This window comes from Rhodospirillales bacterium (genome assembly GCA_014323865.1).
In the GTDB taxonomy this organism is placed as follows: domain Bacteria; phylum Pseudomonadota; class Alphaproteobacteria; order SP197; family SP197; genus SP197.
Map to the genome: position 1 here is coordinate 66,346 of JACONG010000014.1, position 16,728 is coordinate 83,073.

Annotated in this window: 18 protein-coding genes; 7 read left to right on the plus strand and 11 right to left on the minus strand. The window is 63.8% G+C overall.

The features are described 5' to 3' along the window. Window positions 1-57: 57 nt before the first annotated feature. From rplI to rpsF, 4 genes are read right to left on the minus strand one after another with little or no spacing between them, the layout of a single operon-like run. Entirely contained in the window at window positions 58-708 is a 651-nt protein-coding gene (gene rplI / locus GDA49_07960) for a 50S ribosomal protein L9 (protein ID MBC6440327.1), read from the minus strand. After that, the gene (locus GDA49_07965) at window positions 709-1,707 is read right to left on the minus strand and encodes a hypothetical protein (GenBank protein ID MBC6440328.1); all 999 of its coding nucleotides are present in this window, start codon (window positions 1,705-1,707) and stop codon (window positions 709-711) included. A 29-nt stretch (window positions 1,708-1,736) separates the two neighbouring features. Beyond that, window positions 1,737-1,973 carry a 30S ribosomal protein S18 gene (locus GDA49_07970; GenBank protein ID MBC6440329.1) on the minus strand — a complete coding sequence of 79 codons (237 nt, stop codon included), beginning with the start codon at window positions 1,971-1,973 and terminating at the stop codon, window positions 1,737-1,739. A gap of 3 nt (window positions 1,974-1,976) precedes the next feature. Continuing rightward, window positions 1,977-2,357 (minus strand): 30S ribosomal protein S6, encoded by a 381-nt coding sequence (gene rpsF / locus GDA49_07975; GenBank protein MBC6440330.1) that lies wholly within the window; start codon window positions 2,355-2,357, stop codon window positions 1,977-1,979. A gap of 224 nt (window positions 2,358-2,581) precedes the next feature. Here rpsF and fabD point away from each other — a divergent pair, with 224 nt between their 5' ends. The 5 genes from fabD (at window position 2,582) to mltG (ending at window position 7,007) form a co-directional block, all read left to right on the plus strand. After that, entirely contained in the window at window positions 2,582-3,523 is a 942-nt protein-coding gene (fabD, locus tag GDA49_07980) for an ACP S-malonyltransferase (protein MBC6440331.1), read from the plus strand. A gap of 28 nt (window positions 3,524-3,551) precedes the next feature. Beyond that, complete coding sequence (gene fabG, locus GDA49_07985) at window positions 3,552-4,289, plus strand: 3-oxoacyl-[acyl-carrier-protein] reductase (protein MBC6440332.1); 738 nt, start codon at window positions 3,552-3,554, stop codon at window positions 4,287-4,289. Between the two features lie 176 nt (window positions 4,290-4,465). Further along, on the plus strand, window positions 4,466-4,702 hold the full coding sequence (locus GDA49_07990) for an acyl carrier protein (GenBank protein MBC6440333.1): 237 nt from the start codon (window positions 4,466-4,468) through the stop codon (window positions 4,700-4,702). Between the two features lie 42 nt (window positions 4,703-4,744). Continuing rightward, window positions 4,745-6,022 (plus strand): beta-ketoacyl-ACP synthase II, encoded by a 1,278-nt coding sequence (gene fabF, locus GDA49_07995; protein MBC6440334.1) that lies wholly within the window; start codon window positions 4,745-4,747, stop codon window positions 6,020-6,022. A gap of 16 nt (window positions 6,023-6,038) precedes the next feature. Next, the gene (mltG, locus tag GDA49_08000) at window positions 6,039-7,007 is read left to right on the plus strand and encodes an endolytic transglycosylase MltG (GenBank protein ID MBC6440335.1); all 969 of its coding nucleotides are present in this window, start codon (window positions 6,039-6,041) and stop codon (window positions 7,005-7,007) included. Between the two features lie 4 nt (window positions 7,008-7,011). On the opposite strand, the gene GDA49_08005 is transcribed toward mltG, so the two are convergent. Continuing rightward, window positions 7,012-7,788, minus strand: a complete 777-nt coding sequence (locus GDA49_08005; GenBank protein MBC6440336.1) for an SDR family NAD(P)-dependent oxidoreductase — start codon at window positions 7,786-7,788, stop codon at window positions 7,012-7,014. A 90-nt stretch (window positions 7,789-7,878) separates the two neighbouring features. Here GDA49_08005 and GDA49_08010 point away from each other — a divergent pair, with 90 nt between their 5' ends. Both GDA49_08010 and gmk read left to right on the plus strand, forming a co-directional pair. Then, window positions 7,879-8,748, plus strand: coding sequence for a YicC family protein (locus GDA49_08010; GenBank protein ID MBC6440337.1), 870 nt, complete (start codon window positions 7,879-7,881; stop codon window positions 8,746-8,748). Window positions 8,749-8,750: 2 nt separating this feature from the next. Next, a complete protein-coding gene (gmk, locus tag GDA49_08015; GenBank protein MBC6440338.1) occupies window positions 8,751-9,392 on the plus strand; it encodes a guanylate kinase in 642 nt (213 codons plus the stop codon). A gap of 129 nt (window positions 9,393-9,521) precedes the next feature. Here gmk and GDA49_08020 read toward each other — a convergent pair whose 3' ends face one another. From GDA49_08020 to lptG, 6 genes are all read right to left on the minus strand, one after another. After that, window positions 9,522-10,046 carry an N-acetyltransferase gene (locus GDA49_08020; protein ID MBC6440339.1) on the minus strand — a complete coding sequence of 175 codons (525 nt, stop codon included), beginning with the start codon at window positions 10,044-10,046 and terminating at the stop codon, window positions 9,522-9,524. 256 nt (window positions 10,047-10,302) lie between these two features. Then, on the minus strand, window positions 10,303-11,142 hold the full coding sequence (rsmA, locus tag GDA49_08025) for a 16S rRNA (adenine(1518)-N(6)/adenine(1519)-N(6))-dimethyltransferase RsmA (GenBank protein ID MBC6440340.1): 840 nt from the start codon (window positions 11,140-11,142) through the stop codon (window positions 10,303-10,305). Continuing rightward, window positions 11,135-12,139 (minus strand): 4-hydroxythreonine-4-phosphate dehydrogenase PdxA, encoded by a 1,005-nt coding sequence (gene pdxA / locus GDA49_08030; GenBank protein MBC6440341.1) that lies wholly within the window; start codon window positions 12,137-12,139, stop codon window positions 11,135-11,137. Before pdxA ends, rsmA begins: the two co-directional genes overlap by 8 nt. Next, on the minus strand, window positions 12,136-13,395 hold the full coding sequence (locus tag GDA49_08035) for a peptidylprolyl isomerase (GenBank protein MBC6440342.1): 1,260 nt from the start codon (window positions 13,393-13,395) through the stop codon (window positions 12,136-12,138). Before GDA49_08035 ends, pdxA begins: the two co-directional genes overlap by 4 nt. 87 nt (window positions 13,396-13,482) lie before the next feature. Next, window positions 13,483-15,630, minus strand: a complete 2,148-nt coding sequence (locus GDA49_08040) for an LPS-assembly protein LptD (GenBank protein ID MBC6440343.1) — start codon at window positions 15,628-15,630, stop codon at window positions 13,483-13,485. After that, complete coding sequence (gene lptG / locus GDA49_08045) at window positions 15,630-16,724, minus strand: LPS export ABC transporter permease LptG (GenBank protein ID MBC6440344.1); 1,095 nt, start codon at window positions 16,722-16,724, stop codon at window positions 15,630-15,632. The genes GDA49_08040 and lptG overlap by 1 nt, the downstream gene beginning before the upstream one ends. Window positions 16,725-16,728: the final 4 nt, after the last annotated feature.

Below are 16,728 nucleotides of genomic sequence, written 5' to 3' on the forward strand. Positions count from 1 at the left end.
TGTCACGAAGTATGTTAACGCCGGAAATCGCGGCCCTCAACGGGCCGCAGCACGGAATCAGACGGTTTGCGTATCGTCCTCGGCAGGAACTTCTTCGACCGTCTCGCCATCGTCGGCAGGCTTGTCCGAAAGCTCCTCGGCGAACTGGTCGACGACCTCGGCCTCGACCAGCTCCTCGAGCGCGGGTGCCTGGTCTTCGGCCTCATTCTCTTCGACCATGCGGCCGACAGCCTTGCCTGTCTCCTGCTGAATCTGCGCCTCGTCCTCGGTGCGAGCCACATTGGCAATCACCTCGACGGTGACCTCCGGATGCAGCACGGCCGTCACGGTATGCAGACCCAAGGTCTTGATCGGCTCGGCGAGAACGACGTTGCGCCGGTCGATAGCAAAACCCTGGGCGATCAGGCCGTCTGCGATGTCGCGCGCCTTGATCGAGCCGTAGAGCTGCAGGTTGTCGGAAGCCTGCCGGATCAGGGTCACGTGCGCGCCCTCGACATCGCCGGCAAGGCTCTCGGCCGCGCTCCGTGCATCCGCATTCTTGGCTTCGCGCTCGGCGCGCTCGGCCTCGAAACGGGCCACATTGTCCTTGCTGGCGCGCAGCGCCTTGCCCTGCGGAATCAGGAAGTTGCGCGCGTAGCCGGGGCGTACGGTCACGACCTCGCCCATTTGGCCCAGCTTGTCGATCCGCTCCAAAAGAACGACGTCCATCTAATCCTCCATCGCGGCGTCATCAGCGACGCCGAACCGGCCACGAAAGTTAGCCCAATGATCGACGAATCCCACGGCGGCAAAAGCCATGGCACCGAACGGCTGCAAGATGAGCACAGTCATATACGCGCCCACCAGAATAAGGGGCTGCCAGCCCATGCCGCGCGTCAGCGCATGCAGAACAGCGAGGCCCTGTAGCAGAAAACCCACGCAAAAGACCAGAAAGAATCCGGTCAGCGTGAAAATCAGGAGTGCCGGTGTGCCTTCCCGGTCATAGCTCATCGTGTCGAGCCCGAGGATCACAACGACGAGGATCAGCGCCACCAAGGTGGGCCATGTCGGCAGGCTCAGACGCCAGAACGGCGGCGCTGTCCGAATCGGCGTGCTGCTGCTGTTGACCAGACCCTGCCCCAGGGCACCCATAGCGACGTGCGCGGATAACACGGCGGCAATGATGAATCCGAGCACAGGCGAGTCCCAGAAATCGATGATATCGGCAACGTCAGTCACCATGTCCGGGCCGTGGTTCGAACGCGCGCCGTAGAGCGCTTCGGTCAGAAGGCTCAGATTGCTGCGGATCGTGCCGACCAGTCCGGCCTGCGTCAGGGAGATGGCCATCACGGTCACGATGACCATGAGAATGCCGATGACGACGAGGGCCAGTGTCAGGTCGGTTGCATCGAGATAGACCGGGTTGTCGTCGTCACCGGCGATCCGTGTGGTTGCAAGGTGGACCAGCAGGAACGCCGGCATCACAAAGGCGAAGCTGAAAACCGTTGCGATCAGCAGGTCGCTGAACACGATCGATCCCATGACGGCGAAGACTCCGCCGGCACCGGCTGCCAGCGAGCCCCACTTCATCCCGGCGATGTAGATGGGGAGCGGCGAGACCAGGACCAGAAAAACACCCCAGATCGAACCGCCCAGGCCCACGACGTAGAGCCCGGCACTCGCAAATCCGGCCACAAGCGCGACCAGCGACGTGTGGAGGCTCAGCATGGCGGAAACCGGCCGATGGCCGGCGGGGCTCAGTTAGCGACGTAAGGCACCAGGGCGAGATACCGGGCGCGCTTGATGGCGCGGGCCAGCTCACGCTGCTTCTTGGCCGAGACGGCCGTGATACGCGACGGCACGATCTTGCCGCGCTCGGACACGTAGCGCTGCAGGAGCTTGATGTCCTTGTAGTCGATCGTCGGCGCGTTCGGACTGGAGAACGGGCAGGTCTTGCGGCGGCGCCAGAAGGGGCGGCGGGGTGGCATGGACATGGCTTATTCTCCGTCTTTCACTTCTTGACCGTCGCGTCGGATCGACCGGTCGTCGCGGCTCGACTTGTTGCGGATCATCGGCGAGGCCTCTGGATCGAGTTTTTCGACCTTGATCGACATGTGCCTCAGGATGTCTTCGTTGAAGCGCAGGTGGCGCTCAAGCTCGGTCAGCGTCTCGGCGGAGGCATCGACGTTCATGAAGACGTAGTGACCCTTGCGGTTCTTCTTGATCCGATAGGCCAGCGACTTCAAGCCCCAGATCTCCGTCTTGGGGACTTGGCCGCCGTGCTCCTTGATCATGGTTTCCACCTCATCGGCAAGCGTCTCGACCTGCTGGGGCGACGCGTCGGGGCGGACGATGAATGTGCTCTCGTAGAAAGGCATCAAACCTTCCCTTGTAGTGTGTCTTGTCAATGTTTCGGACGCAGGAAAGGAACGGTCGGCAAGAAACGCCGCGGCTCGCATCCGTCGTGCCGGTGAGGGAACGCACTATAGCCAGATTCGTTTCGGGTGCAAGCGTGCTTGACATTGCAGGCGGCACGTATTTTGTCTCGCTCTACGCCACGTTCGGGCGGCAACAGGAACGCTTTGGGGAACACCACCAATACATGTCGACCATTTTCGTCTTTCCGGGCCAGGGCAGCCAGAAGCCCGGCATGGGCGCCGAACTGGCGGAAGCCTTCGGTGCCGCACGCGAGGTCTTCCAGGAGGTCGACGAGGCCCTGGGCCAGAATCTCTCGCGCCTGATGCGCGAGGGGCCGGAGGACGAACTCACCCTGACCCAGAATGCCCAGCCCGCCCTGATGGCCTCCTCAATCGCCGTTCTGCGCGTGCTGCAGGCCGAAAGCGGCAAGGGAATCGACGAGTTGGTCGCCATGGTCGCGGGCCATTCGCTGGGCGAGTACTCTGCGCTCGTGGCTTCGGGCGCGCTGCCGCTTGATGTTACCGTGCGCCTTCTCAGGCTGCGTGGCGAGGCGATGCAGGCTGCGGTGCCGGTCGGTGAAGGCGCCATGGCCGCAATCCTCGGCCTTGAGATTGATGACGTCTCGGTGATCGTTGAAGAAGCCGCATCAAGCGGTGTCTGCGCGGTGGCCAACGACAACTCGCCCGGCCAAGTGGTCGTCAGCGGCGCCACAGCGGCCGTCGAGAAGGCTTCGGAGCTGGCCAAGGACAAGGGTGCCAAGCGCGCTATGCTTCTGCCGGTGAGCGCGCCGTTCCACTGCCCGCTGATGCAGCCTGCGGCCGACAAGATGGACGAGGCGCTTGCCGCCACGACGATTGCCGGCCCAGCCGTCTCCGTCGTCGCCAATGTTACGGCCCAGCCCGAGAGCGTGCCCGAGACTCTGCGTGGCCTCCTGGTCCAGCAGGTCACGGCAACGGTGCGCTGGCGCGAGAGCATCGCCGGACTGCGCGATCACGACATCGGCAGGGTCGTCGAGCTCGGTACCGGCAAGGTGTTGTCGGGCCTAGTCAGCCGCATCGACCGTGAGCTTGAGAGCGCTTCGGTCGAGACACCGGCCGATGTCGAGAGCTTTCTGGGTTTCATCTAAGCGACGGCCGAGAGCCGGGGAGACCATCATGTTCGCTCTGACAGGACGCAAGGCGCTGGTCACCGGCGCATCGGGCGGTATCGGGGGCGCCATCGCGCGGGCTCTCTATGCCCAAGGCGCTGAGGTGGTGCTCGCCGGGCGCCGTCGCGAAGCGCTCGATGACTTGGCCAGGGAGCTGGGCGAACGCACCCACGTTCTGACCGCCAATCTCGGCTCTGCCGAGGCCGATAAAGGCCTCGCCAAGGCGGCCGAAGAGGCCATGGGGCAGGTCGACATCCTGGTCAACAACGCCGGTGTTACCGCCGACACGCTCGCCATGCGTATGAAGGACGAGGACTGGCAGCGAATTCTAGACCTCAATCTCACGTCGGGTTTCCGCATCATCCGGACCCTGCTGCACGGCATGCTGAAGCGCCGCCACGGCCGTGTCATCGGCATCACGTCGGTCGTTGGCGTCACCGGCAATCCGGGCCAAGCGAACTATGCCGCAGCCAAGGCGGGTATCATCGGTATGTCCAAGGCCCTGGCCCAGGAAGTCGCCGAACGCGGCATCACGGTAAACTGCGTAGCGCCCGGTTTCATTGAGACCGCCATGACCGACGGCCTGCCCGATCAGGTGAAGGTGAACCTGCTCGGACGCATTCCGGTCCGGCGCCTGGGTTCATCCGAAGACATCGCCGCCGCGGTTGCCTATCTTGCGAGTGACGAGGCCGCCTACGTGACCGGTCAGACCGTCCATGTGAACGGCGGCATGGCGATGATCTGAGCTTGATTCCGGGGGGCGTGGATAATCGCTGTTTTGCGGCTATCGCAAATCTCGGAAAGTGTGTTACATGACACCGCCCGCTAGACGGGCCGGTACCGGTGGAAAATTGGGTCGGCGTATGGCCGTGCGGAGTCCAGCGTTCTGGTTTTTCTTAAGAGTTTGGAGGTGGTTAGGCCATGAGCGACGTAGCTGAGCGCGTGAAGAAGATCGTGATCGATCACCTTGGTGTCGACGAGAGCAAGGTGACCGAGAGCGCGAGCTTCATTGACGATCTGGGTGCAGACAGCTTGGACACTGTCGAGCTCGTCATGGCGTTCGAGGAAGAGTTCGGCGTCGAGATACCGGACGATGCGGCTGAGAAGATCGTCAACGTCAAGGACGCCATTGATTACATCGAACAGAACGCGGACTGACGCCGGTGCCGTGGTACGACATCGCGACCGGCCAGAAATCATATGACAAATCCCGACGAACGCAGGGTGGTTGTCACCGGCCTAGGCATGGTGACGCCTCTGGGCGATGGTGTTGCGCACAACTGGTCCGAGATCACGGCCGGCAAGTCCGGTCTGCGCAAGATCGTGGACTTCAAGGTCGATGACCTGACCGCGAAAATCGCTGGCCAGCCGCCCAACGGCGACGGCGACGGCGAGTTCAACGCCGACAGCTATCTGGCGCCCAAGGAACAGCGGAAGATGGATGACTTCATCATCTACGCTGTCTGTGCCGCGCAGCAAGCGGTCGAAGACTCTGGCTGGACGCCCGAGGATGAAGAGGGATGCCAGCGTACCGGCGTGATCATCGGCTCGGGCATCGGCGGTCTGAAGACCATTGAGGAAGCCTCTCTGCTCCTGCGTGACCGCGGTCCGCGCAAGGTCAGCCCGTTCTTCATTCCCTCGGCGCTGATCAATCTGGCGTCCGGTCACGTGTCCATTCGTTATGGCTTCAAGGGCCCGAACCACTCGGTGGTGACGGCCTGCTCGACCGGCGCGCATGCGATCGGCGATGCCTCCCGGCTGATCAAGTTCTGCGATGCCGATGTCATGGTCGCTGGCGGTGCCGAAGCCGCCGTGTCGCGCCTCGGGATCGCAGGCTTCGCGGCCTCGCGCGCGTTATCGACGGGTTTCAACGACGAGCCTGAGCGCGCTTCGCGCCCTTGGGACAAGAACCGCGACGGCTTCGTCATGGGCGAGGGTGCGGGCATCGTCGTACTCGAGGAGCTGGAGCATGCCAAGAAGCGCGGTGCCAAGATCTATGCCGAGGTCGTCGGCTACGGCCTCTCGGGCGATGCGTACCACATCACCGCTCCGGCGGCCGATGGTGACGGCGGTTTCCGTTCCATGCGTGCCGCCATGAAGACGGCCGGGCTCTCGCCCGACGACATCGACTACGTCAACGCCCACGGCACCTCCACGCCGCTCGGTGACGAAATCGAGTTCGGTGCGGTCAAGCGTCTGTTCGGCAACGCCGCCGGCGAGATCAGCATGTCCTCGACCAAATCGTCGATCGGGCATCTTCTGGGTGCGGCTGGCAGCGTGGAGGCGATCTACGCCATCCTCGCGGTCAACAACGACGTCGTGCCGCCCACGCTGAACCTCGACGATCCGTCGGAAGGATGCGACGGTATCGATTTGGTTCCGCACCAGGCCAAGGAACGCAGCGTGCGCGCGGCGCTTTCGAACTCCTTCGGGTTCGGCGGCACAAACGCTTCGCTGATCGTGGCAAAGGCGCACTGAGGTCCCGGTGGGCCGCATCGCCGGTCGGCTCTTCACCATCGTCGCGCTGGCGGCGGCAGCGGCGATCATCGGCGTTCTCTGGTTCGAACGCGAGGTGTCCGATCCCGGGTCCCTGACCGAACCCGTCACCATCATGGTGCCGACCGGTGTCGGCGTCTCGGCGATCGCCGACGAACTCGAACGCCAGGGTGTCGTGGCCGATGCCAACTATGTCGTCCTCAGGGCGCGCTGGCGCAACGAGGCGCATCTGCTGAAGGCCGGCGAGTACGTCTTTGAACCTGCTGTTTCCGTCGACCAGGTCCTCGACGTCCTGATCGAGGGCCGCACGGTGATCCACAAGGTGACCGTGCCGGAGGGGCTCACCAGCTTGGAGATCGTCGACATCCTCAACGGTGCCGAGCTTCTTGAGGGCGAGATTGCCGAGGTGCCGCCCCAGGGTGCGGTGCTGCCGGAGACCTATCACTTCGAGCGCAGCGACACCCGCCAGCAGGTGCTCGACCGCATGGTCGATGCGATGGATTCGACCCTCGCCGAACTCTGGCCGAACCGGGCCGAAGACCTGCCGATCGCGTCGCCGGAAGAGGCGGTCATTCTCGCTTCAATCGTCGAGAAAGAGACCGGCGTGGCCGAGGAGCGGGCCCATATCGCCGGCGTCTTCGTCAATCGTCTCAACCTCGGTATGCGCCTGCAGTCCGATCCCACGGTGATCTATGCACTGACACGGGGCCTCGAGCCTCTGGGTCGTGCGCCGCTGCGGTCTGACTGGGAGTACGACGACCCTTACAACACTTACGTCTATGCCGGCCTGCCGCCGGGTCCCATCGCAAGCCCCGGTCGTGATGCCATTGCCGCGGTGCTCAATCCGCTGGAGACGAAGGACATCTACTTCGTCGCTGATGGCACCGGTGGCCATGCCTTCGCGGAAACGCTGGCCGAGCACAACCGCAACGTCGCGGCCTATCGTTCGCTCCAGAACGCGGAGTAACTGACTAGGCGCCCATCGACGGTTTGTTCGGCATGCGGCGCAGGATGCGGTCGGACAGCGCGACCGGCATGAACGCCAGGAGCTGGGCCAGCCCATACGTCTGCCAAGGAAAAGCGATCCGCGCCTTGTTGCGCGTCAAGCCGCGCTTGATGATCCGGGCGGCGCGATCGGCATCCATCAGGAAGGGCATGGGGTAGGGGTTGCCGTCGCTCATCGGCGTCCGGATGAAGCCGGGACAGATCACCGAGAGCTTCACACCCTTGTTGTGCAGCCAGCCACGCTGGCCTTCGCCCCAGATCCGTAGCGCCGCCTTGCTGGCGCAATAGGCCGGCGCACCTGGGAACCCCCGGAAGCTCGCGATCGACGACGTAAGGGCAAGCTGCCCATGTCCCCGTTCCACCATTGCCGGCAGCACCGGCAGCACTGTGTTGAGCGCGCCATCGACATTGATGGCGAAGATGCGTCGCGCCTGCTCCGTGCCTTCTCCGGCAAACCCGGTACCGGCGGAAACACCGGCGTTGGCGATGACCAGATCGAGCGGGGCCCGTCCGTCGCAGCCGTGAACCCAGGCCGCCATGCCCTCCGCGTCGTCCACGTCGTGGATGTGTTCGTGCACGGTGGCGCCCAGGGCCCTGCACGTCGTGGCGACCGCGGCCAGCCGTTCCCGATGGCGTCCGCCCAAGAACAGTGTGGTCTCCGGTTCCGCATAGATCTTGGCAAGCGCAGCGCCGATACCGCTGCTGGCGCCCGTGATCAGGATGGAACGGGGTTGTTGCTCCATGGTGAGCACGGTTATACAGAATTCGTCGGGTCGGGGGCGATCGGTCCGGCGTCCTTCCATCGGCCGGGGTTCCCCGTGGCGCTACAGAGCATGACCGGATTTGCCCGCATCCAGGGTGGGGACGACGTTTTGGTCTGGCTCTGGGAGGCGCGCAGCGTGAACGGCAAGGTTCTCGATGTCCGTTGCCGCCTGCCGCACGGCTTTGATCGTCTGGAACAGGCCGCTCGCGACGGTGCGGCCAAGGTCATAGCGCGCGGCAATGTCACGCTGAGCCTGACGATCAACCGCAAGGACCAGACCGGTGCCCTGGTGATCAACGAACAGGCTTTCGTCCGTGTCGCAGCCCTTGCCCGCGAGTTTCAGGAACTCGAGGGCATTGCTCCGCCCACGCTCGACGGTCTGTTGCGCTTGCCCGGCGTGATCGAGACCGGCACCCAGGCCAGCGACGACCTCGACGACGAACGCCATGCCGCCATCACGGCCGATCTGCAGTCCCTGCTTAAGGCGCTCGCGCAACAGCGCACCGGCGAGGGGGCCCGGTTGCTTGAGATCATCGGGACTCTCATTGCTGAGATTGCCGACCTTGTTGCGCAGGCGACGGACAGCGCGGGAGCGCAGCCCGAAGCGATCCGCGACCGCCTCATCGCGCAGATCGCCGACCTGACCAAAGGCAAGTCGCCGGTCACCCAAGAGCGGCTCGCCCAGGAGGTCACGCTGCTGGTCACTCGGGCCGACGTGCGTGAGGAGATCGACCGGCTCAACACGCACATCGCTGCCGTGCGCGAACTCCTGGCCTCGGGTGCGGTGCCGGGCCGCAGGCTCGGTTTTCTGTGTCAGGAGCTGCTGCGCGAAACCAACACGCTCTGTTCCAAGTCGTCCGACAAGGGGCTGACGGCCATCGGTCTCGACCTCAAGGTCGCCATCGATCGCCTGCGCGAGCAGGCCCTGAACGTGGAGTGACGATGCCCGATGTCAATCGCCGCGGCCTCATGTTGGTGCTGTCCTCGCCGTCGGGCGCGGGCAAGACGACGATCTCGCGCCGGCTGCTGGACGAGGAGCCGAACCTGGCGATGTCGGTCTCGGCTACTACCCGTCCGATGCGTCCCAACGAGGTCGGTGGCGTCGACTATCACTTTATCGACAAGGACCGTTTCCAGGCCATGGTGTCAGCCGGCGAGTTCCTCGAACACGCCACCGTCTTCGGCAACTCCTACGGCACACCGCGCGGGCCGGTGGAGAAAGCGTTGAGCGGGGGCCGCGACATCCTGTTCGACGTGGATTGGCAGGGTGCACAGCTCCTGAACGCGGCGATGCCCGACGATCTCGTCTCAGTCTTCATCCTGCCGCCGTCCGCCGATGAACTGCATCGCCGTCTGATCAATCGGGCATCCGATCCGGAGGGCGTGGTCTGTCACCGCATGACGAAGGCCTCGGACGAGATGAGCCACTGGGACGCCTACGACTACGTCGTGGTCAACGAGGAGATCGACGAGAGCGTCGCCGGTGTCCGGTCCATCCTGCATGGTGAACGGCTGCGACGCGGACGCCAAGTCGGTATGGCACAATTCGTCAACGCCATGCGCGACGAACTCGACCGCGGATGACACCAGACAAAATCGATCGCCGTCATTGCCCGGCTTGACCGGGCGATCCATCGTCCGACACCCGCCGCCCGTGAAGGCGGACGATGGATGCTCCCGTCAAGCGAGGGGGGTCTGGGCGTTGGTTGGCTATCAGGCGCGCAGGCGGTCGCTGTTGAGGCTCGGGATCGTGTCGGGGCGTACGGCGCCGTTCAGGCCGTCGAGCGCGCCGGGAGCGAGCGCCTTCACCTGCAGGCGATCGCGGTCCTCGAACTCGGGAAGCGTGATGCCGTGGGGGATCGCCGCTTCGAACCCGTAACGTTCGTAGATCGCGGGATCCCCGATCAGGACCACGATGCGGTGACCGAGGTCGTGCGCGCGGTCGAGGCTGTAGCGGATCAGCATACGCGCGAAGCCGCGACCCCGCTGATCGGGATGGATGGCGACGGGGCCAAGCTGGATCGCCTTGGTACCGGCACCGATCATGACGGGCCAGTAGCGGATCGTGCCGACGAGTTCGTCGTTTTCGAGCACGATCATGGAAAGCCCTGGGACGGGATTGGCGCCCGCCCGCAGCCGTGCGGCGGGGCTATCGGTGACCCGGTTGCCGAGCGACAGTCTGGCAAGCATTTCGACCGCGGCCCGGTCGTGCTGCCGTTCTTCGATAATGGAAAACACCTTGCTACTCCTGAAAGGGTGAGACGGTCGTCATCGTGTCCGCCTCGGTCCGGTGGTCCTTGCCGGTGCCGTGTTCGGTCAGCCCTTCCATGGAATCCCGCATGCGCGGAGGCCGCGACCGGACCGCGGCTTGGTTCGCGAAAGGCGTCGTCGGCGTAACGTGATCGCAAGCTGGACCATGTTCTTTTCGGGCGCGCAAACGGTGCGGGATGTATCCGATCCGCTGCGCCATTTCCACAGCTTTCGTGATGGATTTCTAGCCGATCTGCATCGCGTGCTCGCGCGCCAGAGCGCAGAAGTCCTCGATCCCCACGGTCTCCGCCCGGACTTCGGGTTTGATCCCCGCGGCCTCAAGCGCCGCCACGGGGTCCGGAAACGCCGATTTCAGGCTGTTCCGCAGCGTCTTGCGGCGTTGTCCGAAGGCGGCCGCCGTGACCGCCTTCAGTGAAACCTCGGGGGCGGGGGCGAGGGGTTCCGCGCGCGGTGCGATGCGCAGGACGCTGGCGGAAACCTTGGGCGGCGGGACAAACGCGCGGGCGGGAACCTCGAAGCAGGTCTCCGCCTGGCACAGCCACTGCACGATCACGCTCAGTCGCCCGTAGCTGCGGGTGCCGGGCTGTGCCGCGATTCGTTCGCCCACCTCCTTTTGAAACATCAGCACCATGCGGTCGATTCGCGTGTTGCGCACAACGAGGCGCATCAGAAGTTCGGTCGCGATGTTGAAGGGCAGGTTGCCGACGACAACGAACGGACTGTTGCCGAGCGACTCGACGTCGACCTCCATCGCATCGGCCTCGACAAAGTGCAGGCGGCCGTCGGACACTGCGATGAGATCCGCCAAGGCGTCCCGGCAGCGTCGGTCCTTGTCGATCGCTGTCACGCTGTGTGCTCCGGCTCGCAACAGCGCGCGTGTCAGGCCACCCGGACCCGGGCCGATTTCGATGACATGGGTATCCGAGAGGTCACTGGCGATGCGCGCGATCCGGTCCAGCAGGTTTTCGTCGAAGAGAAAGTTCTGACCAAGCGAGCGACGCGCCCGAAACCCGTGCGCATCGGCGACGTCCCGAAGGCTCGGAAGCGATGCGAAATCAGCCATGGCTGCGTCTGTTGTGCACCATGCTTTCGGCCAGACGGAGCGCAGCGATCAGGCTCGCGGGCGAAGCCTTGTCCTGGCCGGCGATGTCGAGCGCCGTGCCATGGTCGGGCGATGTCCTGACGAAAGGCAGGCCCAGCGTTACATTGACACCCTCGTCGAAGGCCAGAGTCTTGAGCGGGATCAGCGCCTGGTCGTGATACATGCAGATCGCCGCGTCATAGGTCCGGCGCGCGACGGCATGGAACATCGCGTCGGCCGAGAGTGGCCCCTTGATATCGAGGCCGTCGCGGCGAAGAGCGTCGATCGCAGGCCGGATCGTGCGGTTCTCTTCCTGACCCAACACACCGTCCTCGCCCGCATGTGGGTTGAGGCCGGCGACGGCCAGGCGTGGGGCCGCGATCCCGAAGTCGGTTGTCAGTGCCCGGTGGGTGATCCGAATGGCTGTTTCGATCATGCCGAACGTGAGGGAGCTCGAGACCGTTGCGAGCGGAACATGCACCGTGACCGGCACGACCCGCAGATCAGCGCCCACCAGCATCATGATCGAGGTTGTTCCAGGGCCCGACAGCTCCGCCAGGAACTCTGTGTGACCGGGGTGCGGAAAGCCAGCATCGGCGAGGACAGACTTCTGCACCGGGTTCGTCACCACGCCCGAAGCCGAACCGTTCATCGAAAGCGCGACGGCCTTGCGGATTGCATCGGTCACGGCCGAGGCATTGCTGACGACTGGAGAGCCGGGAACCGCGGCGACCGCATGACCGATGGGAATAACAGGAAGCGCGCCCGCGAAGGCATCGGAACACGCCGATGGGTCATCAATGGTGGCGACCGCCACGTCGTGCTCCGAGCCCGCCGCGAGGTGCGTCATCCGCGCGGGATCATCGATCAGAAAGAAGGCCGGACCGTCGTGCCGCAAGGCCCGCCAGGCCTTCAGTGCAATCTCTGCACCAATGCCCGCCGGCTCGCCCATGGTCAGGGCAAGCGGCGCGTCGCTCATATGCGGATTTCCACGAAGGCCGCGCGCCGCAGATTGCGAAGGTAGCTGCGCGAGATCAGATCGAATTTCTGGGCCTCAAGCGACCGCAGGACCTGCTCGCGCGTCGGCATGCCGGCCCCCCCCCGATCGCAGACCACGATGACCGCAAAACTCTGACCGACCGGGAAGGGATCGCTCGTTTCCCCGACGTCGAGTTGGCCGACGGTCTGCTGGAGGTCGCCCTGGAGATCGCCAAAGCGAACGGGAATCTCCGTGCCGACAGCAATCGTGGGATCTGTGCCAGCCAATGCGTCGAGGTCTTCGCAAGCGCCGATCGTGCTCATTGCAGCGGCGGCCCGTTCCCGGAGATGTGTCGCGGTCTCGCCTTCCTCGGGGTTGAACGCGGCCTGCCTCAGGATCAGAGGCGTGTCGTCGGGATTGGCCTCCTGACCCGTGCGTTTGTCGATCAGCAGGATAATCGAGAATCCGCCGATCACACGGATCGGTTCGGAAAGCTGCCCGGGTTCCATCGCCGTCACGACGGGCGCGAGTTCGTCGGAGAGCTGGCTTTCGACAATCCATCCCAGGTCGCCGCCGTTGTTGCGGCTGGATCCTTGCGAGAACTGGCGGGCCAGGACCTGGAAATCAGCCCCCGAGAGCAGCGTATTGCGCAGCCGGTCCATGTTGGCCGCGACCTCTGGTTCGCGCGACGGCTGATCGACGGTCAGGAAGATCTCTGCCAGCCGAAACGCCGGCTGATTCACGGCGACCCGCAACCGCTCCATCTCTTCGTCGATGTCGTCCTCGGAGATTTCCTCCCGACGCAGGCGCTGTTCGACTAGGCGCGTCCAGATCACTTCGGCCCGGAGCTGGTCGTTCAAGGTATCGACGTTGAGATTGTTGGCATTCAGGAAGGGGATCAGGGTGCCGGGCTGCAGGTCCAGATTCTGTTCCACAAGATCGTAGGCGATCTCGAAATTGATGTTGGTTTCATCGAAGTTGTTCCGGCGCCCCTCCTGAATCTGAAGCTGCTCGTCGATCAGCGTTCGCAGCACTTGCGGCAACAGGCGCTTCTGGTTGTCGGGCGTGTTGTTGATGCCGGTGGTTGCGAAGATCAGTGCCATGCGGTCGATCAGGTCGAGCATGGTGATCGCGCTATCGTCGACAACGGCAACGATACGGCCGGCATCCTGGGCGGTCGCGGTCGGAATAGCGAAGCCGGTCCAGAAAAACAGACAGATCAGGAAAGCCGAGAGGTAGCGCAGTCGGTCGGTCATTACGCATTTTCGATGATCGTGTCGACGATGCGAGACAGATTGGACGAAATCAAGGCGGATTCGCCATGTGGTCGGCCTGCGCATTGTCTATCCGAGAGTTCTCAGTTCGACCGTGAAGAACAGAACGGTCTCGGGATCGATGCCGATGTTGCTGGTCAGGCGTCGTTCGGCACGGCCGGTGATGGCGATGCACTCGTTTTCGTAGGTGATCGCACCGCTGTACGAGATCGTGCCGCCGCCCTGAAGGTCCTCGCGCCAGTCGCCCGAGAGCACCCATTCGTCCTGAACCTGCAGCCGGGCGGTTGTCATGATCTGCTCGCGTGTGCCGTCGGTATCGACGACGTTCCCCGCGGCTTCGTCGAGGCGGATGTAGGCCACGCCCAGAACGGCCCGTTCGGACCCCACACGTACACCGAGTTCCGAGCGCTTGAAGCTGAATTCCTCATCGTCGATCCGGAAGCGGTAGAGCAGATTGACGTACCGGCTCGGGCTGATGACAAGACGACCCACATAGTCCGAGAAATGCCCGTCGAACCCCGATTCCGGTGCAAATGTGTTGTCGTCGCGCTCGCGCCAGGTTTGCCCGATCAGGAGTTCGCTGCGTCCGCCGCCGAAGCCGAAGGCGCCTATGCGCAGGCCGTAGTTGATGCGCAGGCCCCCTTCGACGCGGTCGATGCCGGTGAACCTGTTGGTGCTGAAGAGGTTGATCTCGTCGAACTCGAAGTCTTGACTGTCCTCGTTGGGAATGCCCTCCGGGTTGCTGCCGTTGGGACTCCAGACCGCCTGAACGATGGGCTCGATCGTCTGCTGTATGGTGCCGATTGTGCGCATCATCGGATAACGCCACTCCAGCGAGGCCTGTGGCACGATCCGGCCGACGAAGCCGGATTCGAGAGATTTTCCGGGGCCCACGTTGACGTCGTCGACGTCATAGGCGTCGCCGCGCAGCGAGCCGCGAACGGTGAAGAGGTGCCCGCTTTCGGTCAGCAGCGGGCGTTCCCAGCCACCCTTGAGCGAGATGACGTTGCTCTCGGCACCTTCGTCCCGGGTCAACGATCGAATCTTGCCGTCGACCGTGAAGAACCCGCCCCAGGAATCGGGATCGGTGACAAGGCTGTAGTCAAGCTCCGGCAGGGCAAGTGGAATCGCGTCTTGATCGTCCGCCTGACGCAGGCCCTGGAAGGCGTATCCGAAGGCGGAGGCATAGGAGCGGCCGCGGAAGCCCTCCACATAGACCGAGGTCGTCAGCGTGTCAGAATCGTCGATGCTGTAGCGCGAGAGGTAACTGTCGTCGGACGACCGGAAGAACTCGAAGCCGTACTGCCAAGTCGGGCCATAGTTCCACAGACCTTCGCCGCGGGCATGCCAGCGTTCTTCCTGGCCACCGGTCTTGGCGCCGAAATTGTCACGCGCATCGGTGTAGGTGATCGAGCCGTCGAGCGCGTAGATGCCCGTTTGTGTGCGTTCCCGGTACTCGCCGAACATTACGAGACCTTCGTCTTCCGTGATGAGCGGCGAGACCGTCGCATCGCGGTTCGGGTCGAGGACGAAATAGTAGGGAATCAGAATGTTGTAGCCCAGTGTACTGCTCGATCCGAAGCGCGGCGTCAGAAGGCCGCTGCGGCGGTCGACCGTGGGGTCGGGAAGGCGCAGATAGGGCGTGTAGAGCACCGGCAGGCCGAAAAGCTCCAGCGTGGCGTCATGATAGATAATGTCCTGCAGGGTTTGGTCGTGGATCACCCGATCGGCCTTCACCTGCCAGAACGGCGCATCGCTGGGGTTCTCCTGGCAGAGCTCGCACGGGCTGTAGACCGCTTTGCTCATCTCCGTGACCCGGCCTTCGAAGCGCCGTGCGCCGTTCGCCGCAAGCCGGCTGTTGTCGGACAGCAAAATGCGGATGCCGTCGATCAGGCCTTCGTGCAGATCTCCTGTCATTTCGGCGTACTCGGAGAACAGCACTTCGCCCGTCGGTTCGACCAGGACCACGTTGCCGGTCGCGATCACCAGATCGGTCGTCTCGTTGTAGGTCACCGTGTCGGCCTGAAGAATGCGTCCCTGATAGGCGAACTCCACGTTGCCGGTGGCTGTGGTGATCCCGTTGACATCGTCGTAGCGCACGTCATCGGCCTGCATGACGATGTAGTCCGCGAACGCCTCCTCCTGTGCTGCGGCAGGCAACATGACCGCCTGCAAAGCGAGAAACAGCACGGCTGCGGCCAGATGACGCCGCACCATCAACCGTCCTCCAGATGGAAGAGTAGGGCGCCGCCGATCATCGCGAAGATGGCCGCCGGCGCCGAGGCGGCAAGGACTGGCGGCAAACTCCCCGACATGCCGAGGGCCAGCGATATGTCGGACAGGAAATAGAGCAGGAAGCCTGAACCGAGCCCGGCCAGGATGAAGAGACCCAGACGGCCCCGCCGTGTCAGGCGGAGCGAGAAGGTGGCCGCCACCAGCACCATCGCCGTCAGGAGTAGTGGTGTCGAGAGGATAGCGTACCAGTGAATTCTGTGGCGCAGCGGGGAGAATCCTGCTTCCTCCAGGGTGTCGATGAAGGCCGGCAGTTCCCAGAACGACATCGTTTCCGGTGAGGCGAAGCTGTTCTGAATGCGCAGAATTGTCAGCTGCGTCGGAACCTCAAGGGTCTCGAAACGTTCCACCGTGGCGTCAGGCCGGGTCACGAGAACATCCTCAAGCATCCAGTAGCCGTCGTGCAGCACGGCGGTTTCGGCATCAAGGCGCTCAATGAAACGGTCGTTGTCCTCGAAGGTAAAGATGATGACGCTGCCGAGTTTGGCGCCGCGCGAGGCAACATTGGTGGCATGGATCACGAACTGGCGCGTTCCATCGCCCTCGCGCAACCAGAGGCCGCCCTCCGAAACCGCGAGCAGGCTGCTTTGGCCGCGCAGATACTGGGACTCCAGTTGCTCGAAGCGCGCTACCATCGCCGAAGCCAGCGGGTTGGACACTGTGATCACGATGCCGCCGAGAACCAGCGCAATGGCGAGCGACGGCAGCAGGAACTGCCATGCCGAGACGCCCGAGGCACGCGTGACGACGAGCTCATGGGACCGAGTCAGCCAGACGTAGGTCAGCATCGTGCCGAACAGCAGGGCAAAGGGCAGCACCTTCTGTGCCAGGAAGGGCATGCGCAGCAGGGCCATCTCAAGCACCAGCCCGAAACCCGCCTCCTCGCGCGAGGCCGCACGGTCGCCCAGGTTGACCAGGTCGATCAGGAAGGCGACGCCGATCACGATGCCGAACACCAGCAGGATCGACGACAGAAAGCGTTGCGCGATGTAGCGTGAGAGGATCAGGGAGATGCGCACGGCC

Bases quoted from the DNA above. Each gene is read 5' to 3' on its own strand.
- rplI (MBC6440327.1), bottom strand. From the start codon at position 708: ATGGACGTCGTTCTTTTGGAGCGGATCGACAAGCTGGGCCAAATGGGC.
- fabF (MBC6440334.1), top strand. From the start codon at position 4,745: ATGACAAATCCCGACGAACGCAGGGTGGTTGTCACCGGCCTAGGCATG.
- GDA49_08035 (MBC6440342.1), bottom strand. From the start codon at position 13,395: ATGACCGACCGACTGCGCTACCTCTCGGCTTTCCTGATCTGTCTGTTT.
- GDA49_08005 (MBC6440336.1), bottom strand. From the start codon at position 7,788: ATGGAGCAACAACCCCGTTCCATCCTGATCACGGGCGCCAGCAGCGGT.
- fabG (MBC6440332.1), top strand. From the start codon at position 3,552: ATGTTCGCTCTGACAGGACGCAAGGCGCTGGTCACCGGCGCATCGGGC.
- GDA49_08040 (MBC6440343.1), bottom strand. From the start codon at position 15,630: ATGGTGCGGCGTCATCTGGCCGCAGCCGTGCTGTTTCTCGCTTTGCAG.
- GDA49_07965 (MBC6440328.1), bottom strand. From the start codon at position 1,707: ATGCTGAGCCTCCACACGTCGCTGGTCGCGCTTGTGGCCGGATTTGCG.
- rsmA (MBC6440340.1), bottom strand. From the start codon at position 11,142: ATGGCTGATTTCGCATCGCTTCCGAGCCTTCGGGACGTCGCCGATGCG.
- GDA49_07990 (MBC6440333.1), top strand. From the start codon at position 4,466: ATGAGCGACGTAGCTGAGCGCGTGAAGAAGATCGTGATCGATCACCTT.
- GDA49_08010 (MBC6440337.1), top strand. From the start codon at position 7,879: ATGACCGGATTTGCCCGCATCCAGGGTGGGGACGACGTTTTGGTCTGG.
- pdxA (MBC6440341.1), bottom strand. From the start codon at position 12,139: ATGAGCGACGCGCCGCTTGCCCTGACCATGGGCGAGCCGGCGGGCATT.
- fabD (MBC6440331.1), top strand. From the start codon at position 2,582: ATGTCGACCATTTTCGTCTTTCCGGGCCAGGGCAGCCAGAAGCCCGGC.
- rpsF (MBC6440330.1), bottom strand. From the start codon at position 2,357: ATGCCTTTCTACGAGAGCACATTCATCGTCCGCCCCGACGCGTCGCCC.
- gmk (MBC6440338.1), top strand. From the start codon at position 8,751: ATGCCCGATGTCAATCGCCGCGGCCTCATGTTGGTGCTGTCCTCGCCG.
- GDA49_07970 (MBC6440329.1), bottom strand. From the start codon at position 1,973: ATGTCCATGCCACCCCGCCGCCCCTTCTGGCGCCGCCGCAAGACCTGC.